This is a genomic window from Aurantimonas aggregata, assembly GCF_010500835.1.
Taxonomy (GTDB): Bacteria; Pseudomonadota; Alphaproteobacteria; order Rhizobiales; family Rhizobiaceae; genus Aurantimonas; species Aurantimonas aggregata.
Map to the genome: position 1 here is coordinate 1 of NZ_JAAAMJ010000005.1, position 26,732 is coordinate 26,732.

30 protein-coding genes and 1 riboswitch are annotated in these 26,732 nt (G+C 66.2%); of the genes, 20 read left to right on the top strand and 10 right to left on the bottom strand.

From position 1 onward, the window contains the following. The first annotated feature begins 241 nt into the window (after window positions 1-241). A complete protein-coding gene (locus GTW51_RS08955) occupies window positions 242-739 on the top strand; it encodes a hypothetical protein (protein ID WP_163043584.1) in 498 nt (165 codons plus the stop codon). A gap of 224 nt (window positions 740-963) precedes the next feature. Next, window positions 964-1,497, top strand: coding sequence for a hypothetical protein (locus GTW51_RS08960; RefSeq protein ID WP_163043585.1), 534 nt, complete (start codon window positions 964-966; stop codon window positions 1,495-1,497). Window positions 1,498-1,574: 77 nt separating this feature from the next. Here GTW51_RS08960 and GTW51_RS08965 read toward each other — a convergent pair whose 3' ends face one another. Together GTW51_RS08965 and GTW51_RS08970 are read right to left on the bottom strand one after the other, a co-directional pair. Then, window positions 1,575-2,357 (bottom strand): SDR family oxidoreductase, encoded by a 783-nt coding sequence (locus tag GTW51_RS08965; protein ID WP_163043586.1) that lies wholly within the window; start codon window positions 2,355-2,357, stop codon window positions 1,575-1,577. After that, window positions 2,357-2,680 carry a nuclear transport factor 2 family protein gene (locus GTW51_RS08970; protein ID WP_163043587.1) on the bottom strand — a complete coding sequence of 108 codons (324 nt, stop codon included), beginning with the start codon at window positions 2,678-2,680 and terminating at the stop codon, window positions 2,357-2,359. Before GTW51_RS08970 ends, GTW51_RS08965 begins: the two co-directional genes overlap by 1 nt. A 69-nt stretch (window positions 2,681-2,749) precedes the next feature. On the opposite strand from GTW51_RS08970, the gene GTW51_RS08975 reads away from it, so the two are divergent. From GTW51_RS08975 to GTW51_RS08985, 3 genes are all read left to right on the top strand, one after another. Next, window positions 2,750-3,121 carry a winged helix-turn-helix transcriptional regulator gene (locus GTW51_RS08975; RefSeq protein WP_163043588.1) on the top strand — a complete coding sequence of 124 codons (372 nt, stop codon included), beginning with the start codon at window positions 2,750-2,752 and terminating at the stop codon, window positions 3,119-3,121. Between the two features lie 165 nt (window positions 3,122-3,286). After that, window positions 3,287-3,994, top strand: coding sequence for a L,D-transpeptidase (locus GTW51_RS08980; protein WP_484463063.1), 708 nt, complete (start codon window positions 3,287-3,289; stop codon window positions 3,992-3,994). Window positions 3,995-4,336: 342 nt separating this feature from the next. After that, complete coding sequence (locus GTW51_RS08985) at window positions 4,337-5,017, top strand: L,D-transpeptidase (RefSeq protein ID WP_246232850.1); 681 nt, start codon at window positions 4,337-4,339, stop codon at window positions 5,015-5,017. Window positions 5,018-5,086: 69 nt separating this feature from the next. Here the strand turns inward: GTW51_RS08985 and GTW51_RS08990 are convergent, their stop codons facing one another. After that, window positions 5,087-6,316 (bottom strand): metallochaperone AztD, encoded by a 1,230-nt coding sequence (locus tag GTW51_RS08990; RefSeq protein ID WP_163043589.1) that lies wholly within the window; start codon window positions 6,314-6,316, stop codon window positions 5,087-5,089. A 138-nt stretch (window positions 6,317-6,454) separates the two neighbouring features. Next, a riboswitch (cobalamin riboswitch) is annotated at window positions 6,455-6,671 on the top strand. Window positions 6,672-6,778: 107 nt separating this feature from the next. Here GTW51_RS08990 and GTW51_RS08995 point away from each other — a divergent pair. The 3 genes from GTW51_RS08995 to GTW51_RS09005 are packed head-to-tail and all read left to right on the top strand — an operon-like array spanning window position 6,779 to window position 9,649. Beyond that, window positions 6,779-7,603, top strand: a complete 825-nt coding sequence (locus tag GTW51_RS08995; protein WP_163043590.1) for an ABC transporter ATP-binding protein — start codon at window positions 6,779-6,781, stop codon at window positions 7,601-7,603. Beyond that, window positions 7,596-8,549 carry an ABC transporter substrate-binding protein gene (locus GTW51_RS09000; protein WP_163043591.1) on the top strand — a complete coding sequence of 318 codons (954 nt, stop codon included), beginning with the start codon at window positions 7,596-7,598 and terminating at the stop codon, window positions 8,547-8,549. The genes GTW51_RS08995 and GTW51_RS09000 overlap by 8 nt, the downstream gene beginning before the upstream one ends. 38 nt (window positions 8,550-8,587) lie before the next feature. Further along, on the top strand, window positions 8,588-9,649 hold the full coding sequence (locus tag GTW51_RS09005) for a FecCD family ABC transporter permease (RefSeq protein WP_163043592.1): 1,062 nt from the start codon (window positions 8,588-8,590) through the stop codon (window positions 9,647-9,649). A 9-nt stretch (window positions 9,650-9,658) separates the two neighbouring features. On the opposite strand, the gene GTW51_RS09010 is transcribed toward GTW51_RS09005, so the two are convergent. Further along, a complete protein-coding gene (locus GTW51_RS09010; protein ID WP_163043593.1) occupies window positions 9,659-10,324 on the bottom strand; it encodes a DUF502 domain-containing protein in 666 nt (221 codons plus the stop codon). A 188-nt stretch (window positions 10,325-10,512) separates the two neighbouring features. Here GTW51_RS09010 and GTW51_RS09015 point away from each other — a divergent pair, with 188 nt between their 5' ends. Continuing rightward, entirely contained in the window at window positions 10,513-10,812 is a 300-nt protein-coding gene (locus tag GTW51_RS09015; protein WP_163043594.1) for a hypothetical protein, read from the top strand. A gap of 45 nt (window positions 10,813-10,857) precedes the next feature. Here GTW51_RS09015 and GTW51_RS09020 read toward each other — a convergent pair whose 3' ends face one another. Continuing rightward, a complete protein-coding gene (locus GTW51_RS09020; protein ID WP_163043595.1) occupies window positions 10,858-11,793 on the bottom strand; it encodes an FAD-dependent oxidoreductase in 936 nt (311 codons plus the stop codon). 250 nt (window positions 11,794-12,043) lie between these two features. Next, complete coding sequence (chrA, locus tag GTW51_RS09025; protein WP_163043596.1) at window positions 12,044-13,267, bottom strand: chromate efflux transporter; 1,224 nt, start codon at window positions 13,265-13,267, stop codon at window positions 12,044-12,046. Window positions 13,268-13,457: 190 nt separating this feature from the next. Here chrA and GTW51_RS09030 point away from each other — a divergent pair, with 190 nt between their 5' ends. Both GTW51_RS09030 and GTW51_RS09035 read left to right on the top strand, forming a co-directional pair. After that, window positions 13,458-13,883, top strand: coding sequence for a hypothetical protein (locus GTW51_RS09030; RefSeq protein WP_163043597.1), 426 nt, complete (start codon window positions 13,458-13,460; stop codon window positions 13,881-13,883). 185 nt (window positions 13,884-14,068) lie between these two features. Further along, window positions 14,069-15,115: a histone deacetylase family protein gene (locus tag GTW51_RS09035; protein WP_163043598.1), complete on the top strand. Its 1,047-nt coding sequence runs from the start codon at window positions 14,069-14,071 to the stop codon at window positions 15,113-15,115. 76 nt (window positions 15,116-15,191) lie between these two features. On the opposite strand, the gene msrB is transcribed toward GTW51_RS09035, so the two are convergent. From msrB to GTW51_RS09050, 3 genes are all read right to left on the bottom strand, one after another. After that, entirely contained in the window at window positions 15,192-15,599 is a 408-nt protein-coding gene (gene msrB / locus GTW51_RS09040) for a peptide-methionine (R)-S-oxide reductase MsrB (protein WP_163043599.1), read from the bottom strand. 176 nt (window positions 15,600-15,775) lie between these two features. Beyond that, complete coding sequence (gene pncA / locus GTW51_RS09045; RefSeq protein ID WP_163043600.1) at window positions 15,776-16,423, bottom strand: bifunctional nicotinamidase/pyrazinamidase; 648 nt, start codon at window positions 16,421-16,423, stop codon at window positions 15,776-15,778. A gap of 85 nt (window positions 16,424-16,508) precedes the next feature. Then, window positions 16,509-16,859: a hypothetical protein gene (locus GTW51_RS09050; protein WP_163043601.1), complete on the bottom strand. Its 351-nt coding sequence runs from the start codon at window positions 16,857-16,859 to the stop codon at window positions 16,509-16,511. A 521-nt stretch (window positions 16,860-17,380) separates the two neighbouring features. Here GTW51_RS09050 and GTW51_RS09055 point away from each other — a divergent pair. The 4 genes from GTW51_RS09055 (at window position 17,381) to GTW51_RS09070 (ending at window position 19,823) form a co-directional block, all read left to right on the top strand. Next, window positions 17,381-17,749 carry a hypothetical protein gene (locus tag GTW51_RS09055; protein WP_163043602.1) on the top strand — a complete coding sequence of 123 codons (369 nt, stop codon included), beginning with the start codon at window positions 17,381-17,383 and terminating at the stop codon, window positions 17,747-17,749. A gap of 250 nt (window positions 17,750-17,999) precedes the next feature. Further along, window positions 18,000-18,524, top strand: coding sequence for a hypothetical protein (locus GTW51_RS09060; protein ID WP_163043603.1), 525 nt, complete (start codon window positions 18,000-18,002; stop codon window positions 18,522-18,524). A gap of 353 nt (window positions 18,525-18,877) precedes the next feature. After that, entirely contained in the window at window positions 18,878-19,024 is a 147-nt protein-coding gene (locus GTW51_RS09065; protein WP_163043604.1) for an ABC transporter, read from the top strand. A gap of 151 nt (window positions 19,025-19,175) precedes the next feature. Further along, complete coding sequence (locus GTW51_RS09070) at window positions 19,176-19,823, top strand: DUF2291 domain-containing protein (RefSeq protein WP_163043605.1); 648 nt, start codon at window positions 19,176-19,178, stop codon at window positions 19,821-19,823. 107 nt (window positions 19,824-19,930) lie between these two features. Here the strand turns inward: GTW51_RS09070 and GTW51_RS09075 are convergent, their stop codons facing one another. Then, a complete protein-coding gene (locus tag GTW51_RS09075) occupies window positions 19,931-20,698 on the bottom strand; it encodes a GntR family transcriptional regulator (protein WP_163043606.1) in 768 nt (255 codons plus the stop codon). 92 nt (window positions 20,699-20,790) lie between these two features. Here GTW51_RS09075 and dctP point away from each other — a divergent pair, with 92 nt between their 5' ends. The 5 genes from dctP (at window position 20,791) to GTW51_RS09100 (ending at window position 26,603) form a co-directional block, all read left to right on the top strand. Beyond that, the gene (dctP, locus tag GTW51_RS09080; RefSeq protein ID WP_163043607.1) at window positions 20,791-21,780 is read left to right on the top strand and encodes a TRAP transporter substrate-binding protein DctP; all 990 of its coding nucleotides are present in this window, start codon (window positions 20,791-20,793) and stop codon (window positions 21,778-21,780) included. 78 nt (window positions 21,781-21,858) lie between these two features. Further along, a complete protein-coding gene (locus tag GTW51_RS09085; protein ID WP_163043608.1) occupies window positions 21,859-22,398 on the top strand; it encodes a TRAP transporter small permease subunit in 540 nt (179 codons plus the stop codon). Between the two features lies 1 nt (window position 22,399). Beyond that, entirely contained in the window at window positions 22,400-23,725 is a 1,326-nt protein-coding gene (locus GTW51_RS09090; RefSeq protein WP_163043609.1) for a TRAP transporter large permease, read from the top strand. Next, window positions 23,725-25,077: a malonyl-CoA decarboxylase gene (locus GTW51_RS09095; protein WP_163043610.1), complete on the top strand. Its 1,353-nt coding sequence runs from the start codon at window positions 23,725-23,727 to the stop codon at window positions 25,075-25,077. The genes GTW51_RS09090 and GTW51_RS09095 overlap by 1 nt, the downstream gene beginning before the upstream one ends. Continuing rightward, window positions 25,074-26,603 (top strand): malonate--CoA ligase, encoded by a 1,530-nt coding sequence (locus GTW51_RS09100; RefSeq protein WP_163043611.1) that lies wholly within the window; start codon window positions 25,074-25,076, stop codon window positions 26,601-26,603. Before GTW51_RS09095 ends, GTW51_RS09100 begins: the two co-directional genes overlap by 4 nt. The last annotated feature ends 129 nt before the right edge of the window (window positions 26,604-26,732 follow it).

Consider the following 26,732-nt stretch of genomic DNA (forward strand, 5'->3'; position numbering starts at 1 on the left):
GACTACGACGACATCGTCGCCCACTGCTGTGACGCTTGGAACAAGCTCGTCGATCAGCCCTGGAAAATCATCTCAATCGGAATGCGGGACTGGGCGCATGAGTTCTGATCAGCGCACGTTGGTATAAGCCGCAAAAATGAGCAAGCCCCCTCTCCGCCAGAGTGTCGCGGCACCCTCCCTCTGGCATCCTTCCCTTCCGTTCGACGTTCTACACCGAACCAACCGACGCGGGAGGACGGCGATGACGGAGACGGCGGAGAAGAGCGATCCCAAGCTCTGGGAAAAGGTGAAGGCGAAGGTCACGAAGGGGTCCAAGGGCGGCAAGCCGGGGCAGTGGTCGGCGCGCAAGGCGCAGCTGGCGACGCATGAATACCAGGCGGCCGGCGGCGGCTATGTCGGCGAAAAGGCCGACGACAACAGCCTGCAGCAATGGACCGACGAGGACTGGGGCACCAAGTCCGGGGCCGAGAGCGGCAAGAGCGGCGAGCGCTATCTGCCGAAGAAGGCCCGCGCGCATCTGAGCGACGCGGAATACCAGCGCACCAGCGACAAGAAGCAGCGCGACACAAAGAAGGGTCGCCAGTTCTCTGCCCAGCCGAAGGACATCGCGAAGAAGACCGCCCGGGATCGCGGCGGGGCTGCGAGCAAGGCCGATCTCTATGGCGAGGCCAAACGGCGCGACATCGCGGGACGCTCGAAGATGTCCAAGGCCGAGCTGGAGAAGGCGTTGCGCGCGTGACCTGCGGGCTGGCTGCCAGATCGTGTTCCCGTTTGCCCGAACGTCGATCCTGAGAACCCACCGTTACATATCTTAACGTCAAGGCCGAAAATCGACCGCAGATTCCGGGTAGCTATCCTCCATCGACAGAACGGGAGGGGCCCTTGAAGGGACGACTGACGATCAGCACGGCGAAGCATCCTGGCCGCCGGCTGGGGATCCAGACGCTGATATCGGGAACCGTCATGGTTGGCCTGACGCTTGCGGTGAACGTCGATCTCCCCTCACTGCTGTGGCCGCTGGGGGGAGAGATGCATGTGCCGGCCGTGTCGGGCGTTCCGGCCGAGCCCCGCTACGACAGGGATGAAGTCCCCGGCCGCGGCAATCTGAAGACCGCCAGCGTCATGGCTGCCGGAAAGGGTCAGCGCCTGCCAGCGCTGGCGAGTCAGGCGGCGGTTGCGCCATCGCCCAGCGGGCCGACCCGCCCCATCGTCGAGGCTTCGCTGCCCAGCGACGTCGTCCTGTTCGACCAATGCATGCCGTCATGCGAGTCGCAGGATCCGCTGCTGGCCGCCAACCGCGCTTTCCCGGACGCGACGCCTTCGCCTGCGGCTCCCGCCATCCAGATTACGCGATACGTCGAGGAGAAAGTGCAGGTGACCGCGACGCGAGGCGGGGAAACAGGCCTCGTCGAAGCCGTCTCCTCGCGCCTGGCCGCGGCCGGACAGGCTGGATTTCGTGTCGTCGCGGGCGGGCTGACTTCCCTGTCGCCCTGGTAGCTTGCCGAATGCCATACGGGCCGTGAACGAGACCGCCATGCATCGCCTGGTGGCGGGAAGTTCTCCGGAGCGGTGCGTCACACGGTCGGAACCGTGCCTCCGTCGATCACGTATTCCGTGCCGGTGATCGCGGCGGCGCGCGGCGATACCAGGAATGCAATGAGGTCCGCCACCTCGCCCGGCCTCGCGGGACGGCCCAGCGGAATGCCGCCCAGGCTGTCCATGATGATCTTCTGGCCGCCCTCGTAGTCGGTTCCGGCCTGGTCGGCGAGACGCTCCGCGAGCCGGACCGCGGCATCCGTCTCCACCCAGCCCGGCGAGACGCGGACGACGCGCACTCCCTTCGGCGTCACCTCTTTCGACAAGGCCTTGCTGTAGGTCGCCAGCGCGGCCTTGGCCGCCGCGTACGCCATGGTGGATTCCGGCAAGGGGAGTTCGTGCTGGATCGAGGTGACGTGGATCACAACGCCGTGGCCACGGTCCGTCATGCCGGGAACCAGGGCCCGGTCGAGCCGAACCGCCGCCATCAGGTTCTGGTCGAGTTCCCGCGTCCAGGTCGCGTCGTCGAGGGCTGAGAAGCCGCCGCCGGGCGCGCTCGAGCCGCCCACCACGTTGACGAGAATGTCGACGCCCCCCATCGTTGCCTCCGCGAATCCTGCGAGTTCGGCGCAGCCGGCGGGCGTCATCAGGTCGGCGGCCACGAAATGAACCGCTTCCGGCAGATCGTCCGGTTTCGACCGGGCGCTCGTTGCGACGCGGGCACCGGCGGCGATCAAGGCCAGGACGACGGCTCTGCCGACCCCCTTGGTCCCGCCGGTCACGACGGCACGATGACCGGCAAGGTCGATCCAGCCGGCCATCACTTGATCGCCAGCAAAGCGATCCGACCGTCGCGTAGCGTGAAGGCGTGGTCGAGCGTCACCGGACTTCCGGGAAACGCGCCTGTGACCTCCGCCGGCACGATCATCTCGTCGTTCCTGGTCTCGACGGAAAGCGGCCGTGACGTGAAGGGCGTGCGCTGCATCGTATCGAGACGCCAGGCCCGGATCGCGGCGATGCCTTCATGTTGCTTGCCTTCGTCGTGCACGACGGCATCTTCGGTGAAGATGGCGGCCAGTGCATCGAAATCAGCGTCCGGCGCACTCGCGAAATAGGCTTCGATGGGTTTCGGCAGGATCGTCATCAAGCTCTCCTTGGCGTCAGGCGCGACGCGCCTGTTGCGATGAAAAAGAAATCGCCATAAGCCAGTCCGATGACAAGTACGCACGAAGAAGTCGGGTACTTACCCCCGAGTAAGCCAGTCGAGCATACCCCCATTTCTGCCGCTTCCGGGGTCGAGGAAGTGATCCGGATGCTGGAGGGGCGCTGGAAGCTGGTGATCCTGTTTCACCTCTTCGGCGGCAAGCTCCTGCGGTTTTCCGATCTCGAGCGGGCCATCCCCGCGATCTCGCAGAAGATGCTGATCCAGCAGCTCCGCCAGATGGAGGCCGACGGCATTGTCACCCGGCTTGTCCACCACCAGGTCCCGCCGAAGGTCGAGTACGGGTTGACCGACTGGGGCCAGTCCCTGTGTCCGTCGCTCGATGCGCTGCTGAAATGGGCTGCTGCCCGACCAGGTAGCTGAGGCCTTTTGGCAACAAACAGTTGCCTCACCGACACGTGTCCGCCCTCGCCGCGACAATATTGGTAACGACTGACGGTCATGATCGCGGAACGACGAGTCGGGCTCACGCCCGACGACGCGACCGACATGGCGCCTTCGCCGCTTGCATTGCAGGAGACCTCTTCCTTGTCCTTCCCAAAAAGCGCCTTCTCCCGGCGCCATCTTTTGCTCGGCCTGTCGACCCTGGCGCTGTCGGGCTGCGTGAGCACGCCGCCTGCGGCGACCGTCGCGCCGACCCCGGCAGCGCCGCCGCCGACACCGCCACGCCCGATGATGTACGACGCGATGCCGAACGAGCAGTTCTTCGTTCCGGCGGTCGACGTCTCCAAGGTCGATCCGGCGTTCTGGCGCACCCAGGTGCCGAACACCACCAACGAGCCGCCCGGCACGCTGGTCGTCGATACGGACGCGAAGTACCTCTACTTCACCCAGGCCGACGGCTCGGCGATGCGCTACGGCATCGGCGTCGGCCGTGACGGGTTTTCCTGGTCGGGCCGTGCGCGCGTTCAGTACAAGCGCAAATGGCCGAAATGGACTCCGCCGGACGAGATGGTGGCGCGCCAGCCGGAGCTCCAGCCCTACTCGATCGCCAATGGCGGCATGCCGCCCAGCCTGACCAACCCGTTGAGCTCGCGGGCGCTGTACATCTTCCAGGACGGCAAGGACACGCTCTACCGCATTCACGGCACGCACCAGGAATGGTCGATCGGCCGCGCCGTCTCGTCGGGCTGCATCCGGATGCTCAACCAGGACGTCGCCGATCTTCATGATCGCGTGCCGGACGGCACGCCGATCGTCGTCCTGCCGTCCCGCGCGGCACCGATGGCCGTCTGATCGGAATTTGATGCAAGGCACGCCAGCGGGACGACCGTCGTGGTCGTCCCGCGAATGTACCGAGACGTCGTGCTGGCGCTGCGGAATGGCAAGCGAACCGTTGCATGGCGACAACATCGCGCGCCTCTTTGCGGTTTTCGGCACAGCTTTCCGTCACCCGGCGGCGACGATCTCGAATTCGACGATATCCTGACAGATCAGGGACCTGCGCTAGCCCAGCGTGAGCGCGCTGTCAGGCAACACTCATCCCGATGCGGGCCGCTGGCCACGCTGCATTCCGGGACCGACTCGCGAAACCCGCGGGTGAAAAGACCGACAGCGCCAAGGCGGAGCAGGAACGACATGATCGTCAACAACATCCATCGCGCCGGCCTCCTCGCCGTGACGCTGCTCATGCTCGGCGGCTGCTCGACCGTCACTGACGCGCCGCGTGCCATCCTCGGCTATGCCGCCCCTGGCCTCGTCGGCGATTCCCGCTACGCCGCGTTCGAAGACAATGGCCGCAATATTCCGGCGATCCCGGCCACGTTCCTCACCGACGAGAACGTCCGGCAGGTGGTCGATTTCTACGGCTCGGAAGCGCCCGGCACGATCGTCGTCGATCCGGCTGCGCATTTCCTCTATCTCGTCGGGGAAAACGGCAAGGCGCTGCGCTACCGCGTCGGTGTCGGCAAGGCCGGCTTCGCCTTTGCCGGCAATGCCACGGTCGCGCGCAAGGCCGAATGGCCCGGCTGGACGCCCACCGCCAACATGCTTCGCCGCGAGCCGGAGCGCTTCGGCCCCTATGCCGGCGGCCTCGAAGGCGGGCTCGGCAACCCGCTTGGCGCCCGTGCCCTCTATCTCTACCGCGGCGGCCGCGACACCTATTACCGCATCCACGGCACCAACGAGCCCTCGACCATCGGTCGCTCGGTGTCGTCCGGCTGTATCCGGATGTTCAACCAGGACGTCATCGATCTCGAGAGCCGCGTGCCCGTGGGCGCGACGGTGGTCGTGCGCAGCGCGGCAGGACCCGTCGCCTAGCGGCGCCTTCCGGCTCGGCTTTCTCAGATCACGGGGCCGAACCCGGCCTCGTGATCGCTCAACCTGGGTTCAGTGCGTCGCACCCGACCCGCCGACCGCGACGATCGTGTAGGGCACGCCCTCGACCGCGATGGTCCGCTCTTCCTCGAAATTGTCGCTCGACACGAGCCGCACCAACCCTTCGCGCGGATCGGTGATGGCGATGTGGTCCCCTGCGACGGCAAGGCGCGGACGCGGATCGCGCCAGTGGCCATCCATCGAATAGGGTTCCGTCACCCGCGCGCTCTTCTCGATCGTGCCCGAGACGACGTCCAGATGATGCAGCTGTCCGTCCTCGGTCAGGATGTAGGCGTCGCGCGGCTTGGCCGGATCGAGGGCGAAGTCGACGCGCCGGGTTGGCAGGTCGATTTTGCGGAATACCTCGTCCGCGCCCGGCTCGATCACCACGACGGCGCTCGGCCCGTAATTGCCGAGGAAGAACTGCATCGCGGTTCCGCCCTTGAGGGTCGACACGTTGCCCTCGCCGAGATCGGCCGTTGCGATGTGCTCGAGCGTCGGCGCTGCTGATCCACGCGATGGGGTCGCGACGACGATCCCGTCCTTGCAACCGAAGGCGAAGACCCGGGCCGACTGCGCCTGGCCGTGCACGCCGGGGCACGCGACGATTTCGCCGACCCGCTCACCCTCCGCATCGAGCACCATCAGCCCAACGCGCGGCGCTTCCGGATCCGCGCCGGGCACGGAGACCACGAGGAAATCGCCCATCGGCGCGGCGAGGCCATGATGCGCCGCTCCCGGCGTCAGGGTGCGCGGCTGGAACTTGCCATCCAGGAGTTGGCTCTCGGGAAAGAGCGTGATGTTGCCGCTCCCGTCGTCGAAGACCGCGATCGTGCCCGAGCCCTCGATCACATGCGCCGGCTTGACGCCTTCGATCGTGGTGGGCAGCAGCCTGGCGTCGCCGACGTCGATGTCGCCGTGGTCGCCATGGTCTTCGAACGAGATGCCCGTTGCGATGACTGCCACCTTGCCGGCATCACCCTGCACAGCGAAGATCGTGCGGCCACTGGCGCTTGGGTACAATGCCGGCGTCTGTTCGATCGCGAACTCCCCAGCGCTGGACCCGTCCTCGACTTCGACGGCGCGGACGACGCCGTCGACATGATCGCCGATGAACAGCCGGTAATGCGTCTCGGCGCCGCGGTCGTGGGCGTGGTCCTGCGCCGCAGCGCTCCCCATCGCCAAAGCGCCAAGAGCCGTCGCCCCGAACAGCAGTTTCGTCACGGATGTCAGACCGTTCATGTTCTCAATCTCCAGGCTGCAATGCCCATTTGTTACGGTATAACAATACAAATGACCAGCCCCGATCGAGCCGCTCGCGCTGAAAACGCTCTCCCAGAGGATGCCGAAACGGTGATTGACAGCCCGCCTCCGACCGCTCCATACCGTGCCGTCGAACGGTTCCCCGCCCGCCTTCGAGGCGGATGGGGATGAAAAGGGAATACGGTGCGACGTCCCTACAGGACGCAAATCCGTGGCTGCCCCCGCAACTGTGAGCGGATAGCTCCTTCGAGAACGCCACTGGCCGGAAGGCTGGGAAGGTTCGAAGGCGCCGTGACCCGCGAGCCAGGAGACCTGCCTTCGACACGAACGAAACCCGGCCGGGGTGCGCCGAGGGGGATGGAATGCTGACTATACCGAATCCTGTTTCGTGCATGGCGACCTCGTCGCCGGGCAGCGGATGGCTCGACGCGGGCCGCTGCCATGATGATCTCTAGGCACCTCCTCGGTGATCGCCCCGCCGCGCTGGCCGCTCGCGATCTCACCTGGGGCGTTGACCGGTCCGAGCCCATCATCTCGGGCATCTCGTTCGACGTGGCACCCGGCGAAACGCTGGCTGTCGTCGGCCCTAACGGCGCCGGCAAGTCGTCGCTGCTGCGTTGCCTCTATCGCTACCACCGCCCGACCACTGGAACGGCCTCGCTCGACGGCCAAGACCTGTGGAGCCTGTCGGCGCGCGACTGCGCCCGTCGTGTCGCCACCGTGCTGCAGGAGCCGGCGTCCGATTTCGGGCTGACCGTCGCCGAGATCATCGAGCTCGGTTTAACGCCGCATCGTCGATCGTGGGCCCGAACGGACTACGAACCCGTCGAGGACGCGCTGGCGCTGATGCAGCTGACGCATCTCGCCGGGCGCGATCTGGCGACCCTCTCCGGCGGCGAGAAGCAGCGCGTGATGGTGGCGCGGGCGCTGGTGCAGAAACCGGACCTGCTCATCCTCGACGAGCCGACCAACCATCTCGACATCCGCCATCAGCTCGAGGTGCTGGCGATGCTGCGCGCCCTGCCGGTGACCGTCGTGGTCTCAATCCACGACCTCGCCCTTGCCTCGTCGCACGCGGACAGTGTCCTCGTTCTTCACGCAGGGCGGATGGCTGCGTTCGGCGCGCCGCTCGACGTTTTGACGCCGGCAGCGATTAGCTCGACCTTTGCGGTCGGCACGAGCATCGACCGTCATCCCGTGACCGGGCAGCCGCGCTTTTCCTTCCACCTCAATGATCCAGAAACGGCAGGGGATACCTATGCTTGAACGCTCAGCCATCATCGCCGCGCTCGCATTCGGAGCGACCGGGGCTGCCGCCTCGGACTTTCCGGTCACCGTGGAGAGTTGCGGCAAGGCCTTGACCTTCGAGGCAGCCCCGGCCCGGGCGGTCTCGAACGACGTGAACCTCACCGAGATGATGCTGGTGCTCGGCCTGGACGACCGCATGGCCGGCTACACCGGCGTCTCCGGCTGGTACAAGCTCGACGAGGCTCTGCGCGATGCCGCCAAGGCGCTGCCGGAGCTCACGCCCGACTATCCCACCAAGGAAGTGCTCCTCGGCGCAGACGCCGATTTCTACTTCGCCGGCTGGAACTACGGCATGCGGGTCGGCGGCGAGGTCACGCCGGATACGCTGGCACCCTTCGAAATCCCCGTCTACGCACTCACCGAGAGCTGCATCCACATCATGGAGAAGCCAAAGGCGTCGATGGACGATCTCTATGTCGACCTCATCAATCTCGGTCGCATCTTCGGGGTCGAGGAGCGGGCAGCCTCGCTGGTCGACGGGTACAAGCAGGAACTGGAAAGCCTGGCCGCGAGCCTCCCTGACGATCGGATGCCACCGAAGGTATTCGTCTACGATTCGGGCGAGGACAAACCTTTCACGGCCGGCGGCTACGCGATGCCGACGGCGCTGATCGAGGCGGCGGGCGGCACCAACATCATGGCCGACGTCGAGACCAGCTGGGTCTCCATAGGCTGGGAGCCGGTCATCGAGCGCACGCCGGAAATCATCGTCATCGTCAATTACGGCGACGTCACCGCCGACCAGAAGATCGCCTTCATGAAGGGCAATCCGGCCTTTAGGGACATTCCCGCCGTCAGGAACGATCGCTTCGTCGTGCTGGAATATGTCGAGGCAACCCCCGGTCCCCGCAATATCGAGGCGGTGAAGAAGCTCGCCGCCTACTTCCGCCACCCGCAAGGATGACAGCGCGATCGTCGCTACGCCGGCTGCCGCCTCTGCCCATGTCCCACAAGCATCTCGTTCACGGTTCCCGACACGCCATCCTCCACCATCTGGGCTGGGTCGTCGCCGCTCTCTGCCTGCTGCTGCTCTGCGTCATGGCGCTGGCGGTCAGCATCGGTGCGGTCTCGATCCCCCTCGATGTCGTGTCCGGGGTCGTCGCCAACCGGCTGGTGCCGGATCTCGTCCCGGTCACCTGGTCGGCAGGGCGAGAGAATATCGTGTGGGAGGTTCGCCTTCCCCGCGTGATTCTCGGCGCGATCATCGGCGCCAGCCTGGCGCTGGTCGGCGCCGCCCTGCAATCGGTCACGCGCAACCCGCTGGCCGATCCGCATCTCCTCGGCATCTCGTCAGGCGCCGCGCTCGGCGCGATCATCGTGCTGCTGCACACCGGCCTGTTCCTCGGGCCGGTCACGGTACCGCTGTTCGCCTTCGCCGGCGCCCTGGCGACAACCGCGCTGGTCGTGGTCATCGCCAATACCGTCCAGGCGACGAATGCCAGCCGGCTGGTGCTGACCGGCGTCGCCGTCTCCTTCATCATAACTTCAGCAGGCAGCCTCGGGATCTTCCTGGGCGATCCCCGTGCCGCACACACGGTGATCTTCTGGATGCTGGGTGGCCTCGGTCTGGCCCAGTGGTCGCAACTGCCCTACCCGCTTGCCGCGCTCTTCCTCTGCGGTGCCTGGCTCCTGCTGCAGGCGAGCCAGTTCAACGCGATGACGCTCGGCGACGAATCGGCAACGACGCTCGGCGTTCCGGCGTCACGCTTCCGGATGGTGGTCTTCGTCGTCTGCGCGATACTCACCGGAACGGCCGTGGCGTTCTCGGGGGTCATCTCCTTCGTCGGGCTGATGATCCCGCATGTCGTACGGATGATCGTCGGCGGGGACTATCGCCGCGTCCTGCCGCTGACGGCGCTGGTGGGGGCCATCTTCCTGATCCTCGCCGACCTCGTCGCACGCTTGGTCATCCCGCCGCAGGACGTGCCGATCGGCATCATCACGGGCCTTGCCGGTGGCATCTTCTTCATCGCGCTGATGTGGCGGAACGCCCGGATGGGCTAGCGGTCGATGTCAGGGCAGCGTGGCGGGAGCCGCTTGGTTGCCGCTGAACGGGACCTGGTCCGGTGCCGTCGCACCGGCCGAGACGATGAACTGCATCGCCTCGTCGGCCGTCCAGTCGACATAGGTCAGATCGTCGACCGGCACGATCTCGATGAAGCCCGAGGTCGGGTTGGGCGCCGTCGGCACGTACACGGCGGCGAGCAGCCGCTCCGGGTCCCCGGCATCGGCGAAGGTCCGGGTGACGAAGCCGAGCGTGCGCATGCCGGAATTGGGGAAGCTGATCAGCACGACGCGCTGCATGTTGGCCTCGGTCGACTGGAACACCTCCAGCATCCGGCGGACGGAGCTGTAGAGACTGCGCACGAAGGGCAGCCGCTCGATCATCCGGTTGACCAAAGAGATGACCTTGCGTCCGATCACGGCCTGGGTCAGCGCGCCGAGGACGTAGAGCCCGACCAGGACGAGGGTCAGCGCCAGCACCGACTGGAAGACGTCGGCGCGCAGCAGATCGGCAAGCCACGGCGAATAGGATTGCGCCCAGAAGGCAAGCGCCAGCACCAGCGGCCGCCCGAAGCCGATGAGCGTCGTCAGGACCAGGTTGAGGATCCAGATCGTCACCACGACCGGGATCAGCGTCAGGATGCCGGCAATGACGTTGCGCTTGACTGATTCCACCGATGATCCCTCGCGAATTGCCGCAGCACAGCAAAGCCCGGACCGGTGCTCGCCGCAATGCCGCATGAGACGCCATCTGGCGACCGACACCGGCTTTCGGCCTTGGTGTGTCCCACTGGACGGCTTCCGAACAGACGCCAGTTCACCATGCGCCGCGTTCGCGGCCGACGTCCGGGAGGCGAAACGCCATGAACACCGCTAATCTTCAACTTGAAGGGCTCTACACGGCCATGCAGTCGGTCCTCTGCGCGCTGCGGGACAAGGACCTCATCACCGCCGACGAAATCGACCGGGCGCTGGCCGAAGCCGAAACCGTCGCGGGTACTGATCCGCGGCGTCCGACGGAACTGTCAGGCGCCAATCGCGAGGCCGTACTGTTTCCGATCCGCTATCTCAGGGTCGCCAACCGGCTCTGCGGCACGGGTCCGCTGCCGACCTTCAGCGAGGTTGCGACGCGGGTCGGGCGAGAGAATCGGCCGGGCGCCTGACCGGTCGCGAACTGCCAGCCGGGTTCGCCAACGGTGCGGGCCGACCTACTCGTCTTCGGTCGGGTACTCGCAGCGATTGTGGATGTGAGTCGCCGCGAACGCTGCCTGGCCCATGCCGACGACGATCTGGTCCAGGCCGATGACAACATCGCCGATGGCGTAGAGCCCTTTCACGCTGGTCTGGCAGTGCTCGTCGACCCACAGCGCCTTGCGCTCGTCGTGGCGGGCGCCGAGCGCCAGGGCGAGTTCCGAGCGGTAACGCAGGCCGAGCGCCGAATAGAGGATGTCGAAGTGCAACTCCTGCTGCGCCGTCCGCATTGCACCGATCGCGTCGCCCTCGTGGTCGAGCCCGACAACGGGTTCAGGGACGATCGTCACACCTTTCTCGCGTAGATCCTCTTCCTGGCCGGGCTCCAGGTCCAGCTGCTCGCCCAGCGTCAGCAGCGTGACGTCATCGCTGTAGGTGCGGCGGATGAAGATCGCCTCGCCGACGCCGCGATCGCCCCGCGCAATGACGGCGACGCGCTTGCCGATGGCCTCGTAGCCGTCGCAGATCGGGCAATAGCGCACGAGACCGCGGCGCACGGCATCCGGCACGTCCGGCAGGTCGGGCTCGACATCGACCGCGCCGGTGGCCAGGACGACACGCCGGGCGGCGACCTCGCGGGCTGCTCCGTTCGGCGACTCGATCGTCGCGCGGAAGCCGCCCTCCGACTTCCGGACGTCGGTAACGCGACCGGTCTCGGCGACGACGTCGTAGCGGGCGGCATGTTCGCGCTCGCGGGCGAGGATCTCCTTGCCGGAAATGCCGTGCGAGAAGAACGGGATGTTGTGGCTCTCGGGGATCCAGGCGGCGCGGCTCTCGCCGCCGTCGACGACGAGCACCGAGCGGCGGAAGCGCTTCAGATAAAGCGCCGCGGTCAGGCCGGCCGGGCCGCCCCCGACGATCAGGCAGTCCACGATGGCGGGATCGTCGCTCACGAGGCCTCTTTCAGCAAACGCCGGTTTCGCGGGGTGCGCGCCGGTCGATGGGTGCGAGATAGGGGTGCGACGAAACAATGTCGATCTGCCGGGACGGAAAGTCGATTACCAGCGACCAGGCATTGTGGGATGGACAAGCACCATGCGCCCGTCGATTGCCACCGGCGCGCTTCAGCGCGTTTGGCTCGACATTCCGCGTGTCGGTCCTGACCGTCCCATCGCCGTTCGCTCGTTGGTCCGCGAGGGCGCGTCAGAGGGCGACGAAACCGGCAACGCCCGCCGCGATGACCACCGCCCAGGCTGGCACCCGCCATGACGCCAGCAGCACGAACGCGACCGCGGCGATCGCCATCGTGCCCTTCGAGGTGACGCCCTCGGTGAAGACCGGGTCGTAGAGCGCGGCTGCGAGCAGCCCGACCACCGCCGCGTTCACTCCGGCCAGCGCCCGCTGCGACAGCGGTGCGCGCCGCAGCCGCTCCCAGAACCGCAGGGCGCCGACGATCAGCAGCGCCGACGGCAGGAAGATGGCGACGAGCGCGATGGCCGCGCCGGCGATTCCCGTCGGCGGCGCGTTCATGACTGCCCCGAGATAGGCCGCAAAGGAGAACAACGGGCCCGGCACCGCCTGCGCCGCGCCGTAGCCGGCGAGGAATGCGTCGCGGCTGACGAGGCCGGGATCGACGACTTCCGCCTGCAGCAGCGGCAGGACCACGTGGCCGCCGCCGAACACCAGCGCGCCGGCGCGGTAGAACCCGTCGAAAAGCGTCACGGCAGCGCTGCCGGTCGTCGCCGAGAGGACCGGCAGCAGAACGAGAAGCGCGGCGAACATCGCCAGAGCGCCGAACGCGGCGGCGCGGCTCACAGGCACTTCCAACCCGCCCGAATCCGACGTTCCCGGTGCAACGCCGCGCAGCCAAGCCAATCCGAGCACGGCGCCGAGGGCGATGACGAGCACTTGGCCCCCTGCGGACGGGATCAGCAGCGCCAGCACCATGCCGGCGACGGCGATGGCGGCGCGCTCGCGATCCGGCGTCAGGGTCCGCGCCATGCCCAGCACGGCGTGCGCCACGACGGCGACGGCGGCGGCCTTCAAGCCTTCGATCCAGCCCGAACCGCCATCCGCGCCGAGCGCCGAGGCGCCGTAGGCGAAGGCGACGAGCAGGATGGCCGATGGGAGCGTGAAGGCCGTCCAGGCAGCCAGGAGGCCGAGGTAGCCCGCTCGCTGCAACCCGATCGCCATGCCCACCTGGCTCGACGCCGGCCCCGGCAGGAACTGACAGAGCGCGACGAGATCGGCATAGGCCCGGTCGCCGAGCCATTGCCGGCGCACCACGAAGGCCTCGCGAAAATAGCCGATATGGGCGACCGGCCCGCCGAACGAGGTGAACCCCAGCACGAGGAAGACGCGAAAGACCTCGAGGGGCGAACCCGGACGACCTTGTCCGACGGCAGCGGCACGGTCGCTGGCACTCATGACCCGCATGCTCGGGTCAGCTCGCGCCGATTCCAAACGATCGATCCACCTGCCGTCATGATCACTCCCTCGCCTCGCCAGCACAAAAGCCGAGCACTTCCGTCGACGCAAGAGCGCGGACGGGTTGCTTGTAAGCGTCGCGGGAAGACGGCAGCATGACGATCTCCATAACCGGGATCGAGACCGGCCCATGAAGCGCACCCTTCTGCCTCTGATCGTCCTTCTCGCCTGGACCGCATCGGCCGAGGCAAGGTCCCGGGCCGCCGACTATCTGGTCGCCGAGCAGATTGCCGAAGCCTGCAATGGCGGCCGTGGCACGATCGAGCCCGCCGGCGTCATCGAGCGTGACCTCACCGGAGACGGCGCGGCGGACCTAATCATCGCGCACGAGGCGATCGCCTGCACCGGCGGCGGCCATACCGGGCGCAGCCTGTTCTGCGGGATGCAGGTCTGTTCGGTGCATTTCTACGTCCGGCGCGGGCCGCTGCTCCAGCCCGTGCTGGAGATGCTGGGCGGCGGCGTCGCCGTCGGCCCGGGCGACGTGCCCGACATCTCGATGTACGCCCATGGCGGCAGCGAAGGCTCCGTACGGTGGAACGGCCGGACCTTCGACTAGCGCCCATCGACGCAGGTCAGCGCTGCCGATGGCATCCCTCGCCGCTTGCCTGCCGGCCGGATCGGCTTGCCATGGATGGGCGACTCAACGACCGTATGGCGGCAAGACATTCGCGCTGGTCATCAGCGGCCGGCGGCCGTCGCGACCGGCGGTCCCGTCATCGGTATCCGCAAAGGCTGACCCGCATGCGCCTGTTCTTTTCGCCCGAGCAGCTCGCTCATCGCCCCACCCAATACGGCGTTCATGGAAAGCTGATCAAACCGCTGGAGAACCCCGAGCGCGGCGAGACGCTGATCGCTTCGCTGGCCGAACTCGGCCTCGTGGCAGAATTGCCGGCACCGATCGCGCGCGAGACCGTGACCGGTGTCCATGCCGACCACTATGTCGAATTCCTCGAATCGGCCTTCGAGCGGTTCCAGGCACTGCCGAATGCCGGGCCGGAAGTCCTGCCGAACGTCCACCCGTTCTATTCCGGCGCGACGCAGCTCGGTGCCCGGCCGCGGCCCCGCACGACGGGGATACTCGGCCAGGCCGGCTGGTACATCGGCGACCTCTCCTGCGCGATGACGGCGGGCACGTTCGGCGCGGCGCTCGCATCGGCAGCTTCCGCGGCGTCGGCGGCGCAGGCGGTGCTGGACGGTGAGACATCGGCCTTCGCGCTCAGCCGGCCGCCCGGTCACCACGCCTATCCGGACCGGGCCAACGGCTTCTGCTTTCTGAACAATGCCGCGATCGCCGCACAGCTTCTGCGCCAGCGCTATGCCCGCGTCGCCATCATCGACTTCGATACCCATCACGGCGACGGCACACAGGCGATCTTCTACGACCGCGATGACGTTTTCGTCGGCTCGACCCACACCGATCCGTCGGCCTACTACCCGCATTTCTTCGGCTACGCGGAAGAGCGCGGCGTCGGCGCAGGCGAAGGCTTCAACCTCAACCTGCCGCTGGGGCCTGGTTCAGGCGACGACGCCTTCGTTGCGGCGGTCGAGAAGCTCGCGGAAGCCGCCGAACGATTTGGCGCCGAGGCGTTAGTGCTCTCCGCCGGCTGGGACGCGCATCGCGACGACCCGCTGTCGAAGCTCGACGTCACCACGGCCGCCTACCCGCGCGTCGGGAAACTGCTGGCGAACATGAAATTGCCGACGGTGATCGTGCAGGAAGGCGGCTATTCGCTGGCGGCGGTCGCCGAGGCTGCGCCGGCGTTCGTCGCGGCGTTCCAGGAGGGCTAGGAAGCGCCCGTGACGCAACCTGCCGGCGTGCCGAGGGTAACGGGGGAGCGGCGGCTTTCGCCCCTCCCCGCACATCTCAGCCCTGGTCGGGCTCGAAGTCCATCGCCACGCCGTTGATGCAGTAGCGCAGACCCGTCGGCGGCGGGCCGTCGGGAAAGACGTGGCCCAGGTGGCTGCCGCAGCGGCTGCAATGGCATTCGGTGCGGACCATGCCGTGGCTGCGGTCCTCGGTGGTCTCGACGGCGCCGTCGACCGGCGTGTCGAAGCTCGGCCAGCCGGTGCCGCTCTCGAACTTGCGACCCCCGACAAAGAGCGGCTGGCCGCAACCGGCGCAGGTGAACATGCCCGGACGTTTCTCGTGCAGCAGCGCGCAAGACCCCGGGCGCTCGGTGCCGTGGCCGCGCATCACGGCATACTGCTCGGGCGTCAGTGCGGCACGCCACTCGGCGTCGGTGCGGGTGAAGGGGTAGGTCTTGGCATCCATGCTCGGCTCCTGGCTGGAACACCCACACCCTGGCGGCGCGGTGGAAAGACGGTCGGCACGCGGCTCGCTGGAGGCAGGGCGCGCCGATGTCGCGGCGAAGGGCCGCTTGGCGCTCATATAGGCAGGCACCTCGCCCGGCGCGAGGCCGGGGATCGCTCGGACTATCCCGCTACCGGTCAGCGCTGCGCGGGTGCGAGGAGCGCTTCGGTGTCCTTCCGCAAGACACCGGCGTCCCCCATTTCCCGCCACGCGCGATCCAGCGACCCCTCGAGGTCGATGGCGCGGCAGGCATCCTCGACGACGACCACCTCGAACCCGGCGGCGCGCCCGTCGAGCGCCGTCCAGGCAACGCAGAAATCGGTGGCGAGGCCGGCGACGAAGATCCGCGCGATGCCGCGCTCGCGCAGATAGCCGGCAAGGCCGGTCGGCGTCAGGCGATCCGCCTCCTGGAAGGCCGAGTAGCTGTCGACGCCGGCATGATGCCCCTTGCGCAGGATCATCTGCGCATCCGGAAGGACAAGTTCCGGGTGAAGCGCCGCGCCGCTCGTGTCCCTGACGCAATGGTCCGGCCACAGGACCTGTTGCCCGTAATGAAGGTCGATCGTCTCGAACGGATCTCTGGAATGCGTGGACGCGAACGAGGCGTGGCCCGGCGTATGCCAGTCCTGCGTCGCCACCACGACAGGAAACAACGGTGCCAGCGCGTTAATCAGCGGCACCACGGCATCCCCGTCCGGCACCGCAAGCGCGCCGCCGGCACAGAAATCGTTCTGGACGTCGACGACGAGCAGGGCGTCGTCAGCTTTGATGTCGAGTCTCGCCATAGCGCCACGATGGCACCGATCGCGCCATGGAGAAAGCACGCGTAGCAGACGCCGGGCCGAACATTCCGCCCGGCGTCCCTTGATGTCAGTCGAACGAAACGTCCGCCCGAAGATCGGGCACCGGGCGGTGTGTTACCTCGACGCGATCGCCGGTCCGGGCGATGACGACGTCGTTCGTGTGCTCGCCAAGCGAGGCCGGCACCGCGATCGTCACGCTCTGCCCGTCGGCCAAAGTGGAGACGACACGGATCGGCTCGCCGCTCTCTCCATGGGCAATCGTCGCGACGACACGGAAGCCGTCGGGCTCGACCGTGTAATAGGCAGCGCCGATTACGCCGCCAACGGCGATGCCGGTGCCGGCAAGCGGCTTGAGTTCGCCGGCGCCGGCGCTGGTCGCGACGATGGTCGCCAGGACTGCTGCAAGAATGGTCTTCATGGTGTGGTTCCTAAGATCCTGCGTGGACCTCCCGCAGCACAAGCTATGTCCGATTGCTGCACTGCACAACGACATGGCAGCCATGAGGATTTGCCGGCACGGAATTCCGGACCGCTTGCCGAGGAATATCGGCGCCGAACATCTCGACAGGCACCGCCGACACCGGGCGATCCGAAGTTCTCCAGCATCGAGGGTGACGCCTGCGACCCCGGCCTTTTCGCGGCCGCCGCTTTAACCTCGGGTTCTTTCCGCGCTCGAAGACGCAGCAGGAAGCGTGGAGGAACGTCCGCGAGATCCGGCTGCTCGACCCGACTAAGATGGCGACGCTGTTCCCGGACGCCGACCTTCGGATCGACAAGGTGGCGGGACTCTCCAAGTCTGTTATGGTTGTCGGGCGACCGGCTATGTAAAGGCTAACGACCTCCTGCCGGTATTTGGGAACCGACTGCTGCATAGCGATCCATCGGGAACGGATGCGGCATCCCGCTCCTTATCACCAGATGCCAGTACCGGAGAACATCATGAGCGCGTCTAAGCGTCAGCTAAACCGACTGCTCGGGACGAGCTTTGCCATGCTGCTTGCCACGACTCTCGGCGGTCTCGCCCAGGTGGCTGAGCGTGGCGCAGACGTCGAAAACCCTGCGGGACTTGTTGAGGTGTCGCTCGGCGACTGGGGCGTGAAGACGGCGCTGGCCAAAGATCTCTCCGTGGGCATCGCCGATGTCCCGCTCACCGTCGCAGTGCCGGCGGCCCTGGCTGCCGACGTATGCCCGGTCTCCGGCGAGGATCTCGAGCAGCAGGAAGTGATCAGCCCGACGCGGACCTGTGCGGCAAAAAGCCTGACGGACGGCCTGCGCGACGAAGTGCGGAAACAGGTCCAGCCCCAGTAGCAGGGTGCTCAGTGGCCCACACACGCTGCCTGCAGCGGACGGCCCGCGCAACCCATGCGCCACACCTTCGCCTGAATCCTCGCCTCTGAGGCTTGTTTCGCGCGCGATAGTCCCGCAACGGAACGCGCTGGCCTTCTGTGGACTTTCTTCTGCACCGGCGAATGCCGGCGGGCCCTAATTTTCGCCTCGGCGTGAGACCAGACCTTTCCGGCGCGACCTGTCGCGCGGAGGGCACTTGAAAGGCACTATCATGCGCATCGCCGCGACCCTGGCTGTCAGTCTCATCCTGTCGGGATGCGTTACCGGTGGAAACGATCTGGAAGACGCCTTGCGGCTGACAGAGGCGGAAGACGACGCGCATTGCCGAAGCTTGCTGATCACGCCGGGCGAGCTCGTTTACGCGCAGTGTCGGCTGGCAATGCGCAAGACCTACCTGAACAACTACAATTCCCGCAAAGCCCAGATTCAGCAGCAATACGGGTTCGTTTCCGCCGACCTCGACCAGGCGCTGCGGGCCGATGCGTTCTGCAATTACGACGAATCGGTGAAGGAGGCGGTCAATCCGGTCGCCGAGGATGTGGCCGCAGCGATTGCCTACGGAAACTGTGCCACGACGCGCGATGCGTTGCTCCAGGCTTTCCAGACCGCGACGGGCGCTGACGGCGTCGCCTTCTCCTTTGCAGAGCAGCCGCTGATCATCCAGCAGAACATCAGGGCGATCCGCGAAGCCCGACTCGTGATCAGCGGGCCGGGAGTAGCCGGAGCGTCTTTGTGACGGGACAGGCGATTGATTCTACTGGTCCCTTGCCTCTGGGAGCCGGATTCTCTCGCAACGTTGCACGATTTAACGAAGGTTGAGGCGTTCAGGTCATAACACGGCGATGGGGAAATGCCTTAGCGCCGGACGCCCGAACAACAGCGATTTCAAGGGCGTGCCCGTTTCCGCCAATTCGGCCGCAACCTTTTGTTTAGATTGAGGGGACGCTTCCCCCACGTTCCGGGTGTAGTGTGGCTTTTCGGCACTTGCCGCTATCGCCCAAAAGCAACAGGTTGCCGACGCACCGGCCGCAAACAGCGTCGGGAATTTGAACTGCGGCATCAACCGTCAGGCACTGATAGGTAGCTACTATGAAGAAAGTCATCATCGCATCGGTCGCGTGCTTCGCTCTCGCAAGCTTCGCCGGCTGCATGGGCAAGGGCATCGGCAAGGGCAAGGGCAAGGCCCCTGTCGCAGAGCCGATGGTCGTCGAAGAGACGTACGTCACCAAGGGCTAATGCCCTGGGTCACTTGGGGGGGGCAATTTCCGCTTCCCCCAAGTACCGCCTTATTTCAAGTCCATGACCCGCGGCGTCCCTACGCGCGTCGGGTGTCGTGACTCGGCACTGCCGAGATGGGGACTTAATTCCCCCTCCTGAGAGGCATATCATGTCCCTGTCCCTGATCCGGCTGGCCTTCGCGGCTGTCCTGGGAATCGCCCTTGCCGGCTGCACGTCGATCGCGTCGGACACGACGATGTCGGGGGCGCCGATTGCTTCGGCCTCCACCCTCGCGACGCCGGCAGCCTTCGCGCCGACCGATTACGCGACGGGAGCCTATGCGCAACAAGCCAAGCCCTATTTCGTAGAGTTTCGTGCCCGTTCCGCCATGAGCTACGGCCACACCTTCGCGGTGTTCGGCGTGCTCGACGAGAACGGCCGCGTCCCGACCGACGCCAATGGCGTGCTGATCCCGAGCATGACCGAGGTCACGGGGCTCCATCCGGCCTCGACCAGCAACGTGCCCTACACGATCGGCCACGTGCTGCCCGTCCCGTCCGAGACCGGACCGAGCGACGGCGATACCGAGAACGCCTACATGACGGCCCGCTACCGGATCGATCTGACCGAGGCGCAGTACCGCGATCTCGTGGCGTTCATCCGCAAGAAGCAGGGCAGCAGCCCGGTCTGGCATGCGGTCCTCTACAATTGCAGCGCCTATGTCGGCGATATCGCCAAGCACCTTGGCCTGCAGACTCCGAATTCGATGCTGTTTCCGAAGGAATACATCAACAAGCTCGAAGCGTTGAACAGCTGACGGCTCTGTCGCCGCTGGATTTCATCAGGTGGTGACATGCTGAAAAGCCAGGGGGTTCCGCCTCCTGGCTTTTTTCGTTTCGTGGGCGCTCTGGCTGAATGCGCTCCTCACCCACGCCGCGGGCCGTCGCGCTCGGCTACGCCGGCCACGAGATCGGCGAAGCGCTCGCCCTGAACGGCGATGTGATCGCGCAGTTCCCGCTCTGCCGCTTCCCCATCACCCGCCACGATCGCCGCGACGATCCGGCCATGCTCGGCCAGCGACTGGCGCATCCGTTGCGGCACCCGCAGCTGGAGGCGCCGATGCGCTTTCAGCCGATGATGCAGCCGCCGTGCCTCGGCCGCGAGGAACGCGTTGCCGCAAGCGTCGTAGACTGAATGATGGAAGCGCTCGTTCTCGTAGTAATAGGCATCCGGATCGCGCAGCTGCGCTGCCTGTTCGCAGGCATCGAGAGCCGTCAGGAGCGCATCAAGCGCAGCCCGCTCAGCCCTGCGGGCAGCCAGCCGGCCCGCCATGCCTTCCAGCTCGGCCATCACCTCGAACATCTCCACCAGCTCGGCAAGACCGATATGCCGGATGAAGGCGCCGCGATTGGGAATCTGCTCGATCAGGCCAGCCGAGGCCAGCTGATTGATAGCTTCGCGGATCGGGGTCCGTGACACCCCGAAGCGTTTGGCAAGCCCGGACTCGTCGAGACGCTCGCCGGCGTCCCGCGCGCCGATGACGATCTCCTGCTCGAGTGCGTCGCGAATATCGCTGGCGCGGGGCCGGGTTCCAGGCCGTTGGCTCTTTCGTCCCTCGAACGAGGCAGGGGCACTTCCTGACAACCCATCAAGGATGGCGACAGAAGTGATCGGGGCATCAGAGGAGGTCATCTGAATCGTATACAATCTGGTTGACATGGCATGCAAGAGTGTATTGGCTCGCCTGAATGCGCTGGGAGGCGCTTTCCAAGGGAGGAAAAACCATGAAATCGATACTGCTTTCGGCTGTCTGCACCCTGGCGATCACTGGCGGCGCGCTCGCCCAGGACGTGACGTTGCGGGCCTCGCACCAGTTCCCGGGCGGCAAGGGCGACGTCCGCGACGAGATGGTCCAGATGATCGCGCGCGACATCGAGGCGGCCAATGTGGGGCTGACGATGCAGGTGTTCCCGGGCGAGTCGCTGTTCAAGGCGAGCGACCAGTGGGGCGCCGTCACCAAGGGCCAGGTCGACATCACCGCCTTTCCGCTCGACTATGCCTCGGGCCGCCATCCGGAATTCTCCGCGACGCTGATGCCGGGCCTCGTCGGCAATCACGAGCGCGCTGCTCGCCTCAACGATTCGCCGTTCATGGATTCGATCAAGGAATCCATCGACAAGGCCGGCGCCATGGTTCTTTCCGACGCATGGCTCGCCGGCGGCTTCGTGTCGTCGAAGAACTGCATCACCACCCCCGAGAGTGCCAAGGGGCAGACGCTGCGCGCCGCCGGCCCGGCCTTCGAGCACATGCTTGTCGGCGCCGGCGCATCGATCTCCTCGATGCCGTCGTCCGAGATCTATACCGGCATGCAGCAGAACGTCCTGCAGGGTGCCAGTACGTCGTCCGGCTCGCTGGTCTCGTTCCGCATCTATGAAGTGGCCACGTGCCTCACGGCGCCCGGCGAGAACGCGCTCTGGTTCATGTACGAGCCGGTGATCATGTCGAAGCGCTCCTTCGAGCGCCTGACCAAGGAGCAGCAGGACGCGCTTGTCGCTGCCGGCGAGAAGGCCGAGGCGTATTTCGCCGAGGAAGCACCGAAGCTCGATGAAAAGCTCATCGAAGCCTACAAGGAGGCCGGCGTCGAGGTGGTCGAGATGTCCAAGGAAGACTACGACGCCTGGCTCGCCGTCGCCCAGGAGACCTCCTACAAGGAGTTCGCCGAGAAGGTGCCGAACGGCCAGAAGCTGATCGACGACGCGCTCGCCGTCGAGTGATCGGCCGTCCCGCAACGGACATGTTCGCGGGGGCCGTATCGTCGGTCCCCGCCCCTCGCCTCTTGCCTGGTACCTGACATGCGGTCCTTCATCGCCGCCGTTTCCGCCATTTCGCGGTTTCTCGGCCTCATCGCGGGCATTTTGCTGTTCACCGCGATCCTCTCGGTCACTCAGATGGTCTTCGTGCGCTACGTGCTCGTCCAGTCCACCGTCTGGCAGACCGAATACACGATCTACGCCATCGTCGCCGCGACGTTCCTGGGCGCCCCTTGGGTGCTGATCGAGCGTGGCCACGTCAATGTCGACCTCCTGCAGATGGCGGTCGGACAGCGCGTTCGACTCGTCCTGCAGATGCTGTCGGGCCTAGCCTCGATGGTCTTCGTCGGGCTGCTGGCCTACGCCGCCTGGTATCATTTCGAGGAAGCCTGGGTGAACGGCTGGACGACCGAGACGGTCTGGGCGCTGCCGCTCTGGATTCCCGTCCTGCCGATGCTAATCGGGATGGTCTGGCTGCTGGTGCAGTACGTCGCCGAGTTGGCGCGCCTCTGGCTCGACGGCCCCGATGCTGCACTCGGCGCGAAGGAAGCGCTGTTCTCAGACATCGCCAAGGGAGCGTGACATGAGCCCGACCGTTTCCGGCCTTGCCATGCTCGCGGGGCTGATGGTGCTGCTCGCCATCGGCACGCCCGTCGCCTTCTCCCTCGGCCTCGTCTCGATGGGCGCGTTGTTCGTCGTCTACGGGCCGTTCTTCCTGGAAACAATCGGCGAGCAGTTCCTCGGGGGCCTCGCCTCCTTCGGCCTCGTCGCCGTGCCGATGTTCATCCTGATGGGCGCGGCCGTCGCGTCCTCGCCCGCCGGCAAGGACCTCTACGAGGCACTGGACCGCTGGCTCAACCGCGTCCCGGGCGGGCTGGTCCTTTCCAATCTCGGCGCCTGCTCGATCTTCTCCGCCCTTTCGGGGTCCTCGCCCGCAACCTGTGCGGCGATCGGCAAGATGGGCATCCCCGAGATGCGCCAGCGCGGCTATCCGGCGGAAATCGCCGCCGGTTCGATCGCCGCCGGTGGCACGCTTGGCATCCTGATCCCACCGTCGGTGACGATGATCGTCTACGGCATCGCCACGGAGACCTCGATCGGACGGCTGTTCCTCGCCGGGGTCGGGCCGGGCATCATGCTCACTGCCCTGTTCATGGCCTGGACGATCTATTCCTGCCGTCGCCAAGGTCTCGGGCTGACCGAGCTCAGCCAGCGTTTCACCATGCGCGAGCGGTTCGCTGCGCTGCCGCGGGTCCTGCCGTTCCTGGCGATCATCGTCGCCGTGCTGTTCGTGCTCTATGGCGGCATCGCCACGCCCTCGGAGGCTGCCGGCGTCGGCGCGCTGTTCTGCCTGATCCTGGTCGCGGTGATCTACGGCATCTTCTCGAAGAGCTGGAAGTTTTCCCAGATGGGCGGGATCTTCCGCGACACGCTGAAGGAAAGCGTGATGATCATGCTGATCATCGGTGCGTCGGAACTGTTTGCCTTCGCCCTGTCGTCGCTGTTCATCACCCAGTCGATCGCCGCCTTCATCGCCGATCTCGACGTCAATCGCTGGGTGCTGATGGGGGTCATCAACCTCTTCCTGCTGGTAGCAGGGTTCTTCCTGCCGCCGGTGGCGGTGATCCTGATGACCGCGCCGATCCTGCTGCCGATCATCATGGGCGCCGGGTTCGATCCCTACTGGTTCGCGGTCATCCTGACGATCAACATGGAGATCGGCCTGATCACCCCGCCGGTCGGGCTCAACCTCTACGTCATCAACGGCATCGCGCCGGATATCTCACTCGGCCAGATCCTGCGGGGCTCCCTGCCCTATGTCGGATGCATGGTGTTTGGCATCGTGCTTCTGTGCTTGTTTCCCGACATCGCGCTCTTCCTGCCGAACCTCGTGATGGGCCCTTCGTAATGAGCCGGGTTTCGCTGCTCTCCGACCTTCTCTCGTCGATCGGGGCCCGGTCCTGGTTCCTCGGCGACGACGCGACGCGCCGCATCGCGCTGCCGGAGCTCGCCGGTCTCTGCCACCGGTTGGTCTCCTCGCGCGGCGAGGCGTCGGGTGTCCGGCTGGCCGCCGATATCCTCAAGGGCGTCCGCGCCCTCGACGACGCCGAGGCGGAACGGTTGTTCGCGATCCTGGCGGAAGAATTCGGGCCGGACGAGGCAGCATTGCGCGATGCCGCGGAAGCCTTTGCCAGTTCGCCTGGCCCGGCAACCCTGTCGACGCTCCAGCGTATCGCGGAACCACCGCGGCAGGAGCTTTTCCGGCGCCTGAACCTTGCTCCCGGTGGCACCGCGGAGATCGTCCGGCTGCGCGAGCGGCTGCTGCCGTTCCTGCGGCGCGACCGCGAACGGCTCGGCCCGGTCGAGGACGATCTGCGGCATCTGTTCCAGTCCTGGTTCAACCGCGGCTTCCTCTTGATGCGGCCGATCGACTGGAACACGCCCGCCAGCATCCTCGAAAAGATCATCCGCTACGAGGCGGTGCACGCCATTGCCACATGGGAAGAGCTCCGCCAGCGGCTGGCCCCGGCCGATCGCCGGTGCTTCGCCTTCTTCCACCCCTCGATCCCGGACGACCCGCTGATCTTCGTCGAGGTGGCACTCACGGCCGAGATCCCGGCGTCGATCGCCTCGGTTCTCGATCCCGCACGGCCGGTCCTCGCGCCCGACGCGGCACAGACGGCGGTGTTCTATTCGATCTCGAACTGCCACGCGGGTCTTGCCGGCGTCAGCTTCGGCTCCTTCCTGATCAAGCAGGTCGCCGAGGACCTCAAGGAAACCGTCCCGAGCCTCAAGACCTTCGTGACGCTGTCGCCGGTTCCGGGCTTCGCGGCCTGGCTCGCGGGGCTGTCGCCCGCCGGCATCGAGAAGCTTGAGGCAAACGAAAAGCAGGCGATCGCGATCGTCGGGGAATCCGACTGGACAGCCAGTCCGGCCAAGGTGGAAGCCGCCCGGCCCGGGCTCTTGTCGCTGGCAGCACGCTATTTCCTGCGGGCCAAGCGCCCGGACGGCCGCCCCGTCGATCCGGTGGCGCGTTTCCATCTAGGCAATGGCGCGATGCTCAACCGGATCATGCATGTCGGCGACATTTCCGCCGGCGGGCTCGCGCAGGCGCACGGGCTGATGGTCAATTATCTCTACGATCTTCCGCGGGTGGAGCAGCGGCATGAAGCCTTTGCGAGCGAGGCGGAGATCGCGGCGAGCCGGGCGGTGACGTCGCTGCTTCCCGGCCGCGGCAGTGCAATGAAGGACGTAGCATGACGAACCGCCTGTTCGATGGCCTGATGGAAGCCGGCCGCCGTGATCCGACGAAGCGCTTTGCCGTGCTGCCTGACGGGCGGAACTACACCTATGGCGACGTGGAAGCGGTCTCTGCGCGCTTCGCCAATGTCCTGATCGGTCTCGGCGTGAAGCCTGGCGACCGCGTGGCGGCGCAGGTCGAGAAGTCTATCGAAGCTTTGATGCTCTATCTCGGCACGGTCCGGGCCGGCGGCGTGTTCCTGCCGTTGAACACCGGCTACACGACCTCCGAGATCGCCTACTTCCTCGATGATGCCCGCCCGGCGGTGTTCGTCTGCAATCCGGCTGCGCGCGACGGGCTGGCACCGCTCGCGGAGAAGGCAGGGGCAAGGCTCGAGACGCTCGGCGTCTGGACGTCCGCCGACCGTTCCGCGGGGTCGCTCTTCGATGCCGCCCTCGCGGCACCGGAGAAATTCGAGAGCGTCGCGCGGGCCGGCAACGATCTCGCGGCCATCCTCTACACGTCGGGGACGACCGGCCGCTCCAAGGGCGCCATGCTGACGCATGACAACCTCCTGTCGAATGCCGCGGTGTTGCGCGACACCTGGCGCTTCACGGCGGACGACGTGCTGCTCCACGCTCTGCCGATCTTCCACACACATGGCCTTTTCGTCGCGTCCAACACCGTCCTGATCGTCGGGGCATCGACGATCTTCCTGCCGAAATTCGATGCCGAGCAGGTCTTCCACTATTTGCCGCAGGCGACGACCATGATGGGAGTCCCGACCTTCTACACGCGCCTCCTCGCCGACGAACGGCTGACCCGAGAGGCGACGGCCCACATGCGGCTGTTCGTATCGGGATCGGCGCCGCTGCTGGCGGAGACCCACCGGGAGTTCGAGGCACGCACCGGCCAGCGGATCCTCGAACGCTACGGCATGACCGAGACCAGCATGAGCACATCCAACCCTTATGAGGGCGAGCGACGGGCCGGGACCGTCGGCTTCCCGCTGCCGGGGGTCGCGCTTCGCGTAGTCGACGTCGAAACCGGTAATGAACTGCCCCAGGGCGAGATCGGGGTGATCGAGGTCAAGGGCCCGAACGTCTTCTCGGGCTACTGGCAGATGCCGGAAAAGACCGCGGCGGAATTTCGCGACGATGGCTATTTCATCACCGGCGATCTCGGCCTGGTCGATCCCGATGGCTACGTGACGATCGTCGGTCGCGGCAAGGATCTGGTGATCTCCGGCGGCTTCAACATCTATCCGAAGGAAGTCGAACTCGCGCTGGACGAATTGCCCGGCGTGGTCGAGAGCGCCGTCATCGGCGTGCCGCATCCCGACTTCGGCGAGGGCGTGGTCGGTGTCGTGGTCGCCAGGGGCGCACTGCGCGAGGAAGAACTGACCGCTGCGCTGAAAGAGCGGCTGGCGCGTTTCAAGCAGCCCAAGCGCATCGTCTTCGTCGACGAACTACCCCGCAACACCATGGGCAAAGTGCAGAAGAACGTCCTGCGCGAGCGCTTCGCCGATTTGCTGTCGAAGTCCTGAGAGGACGCGGGGAGTCGGGGAGTCGCCTGTCGCCACCGCACCGGGACATGCGCAGTACCAGACGTGCGCCGGACCCGCTTGGTGATCTGACCGTTCTGCAACCCGGAGCCGAAGGAATGTTTACCTTCT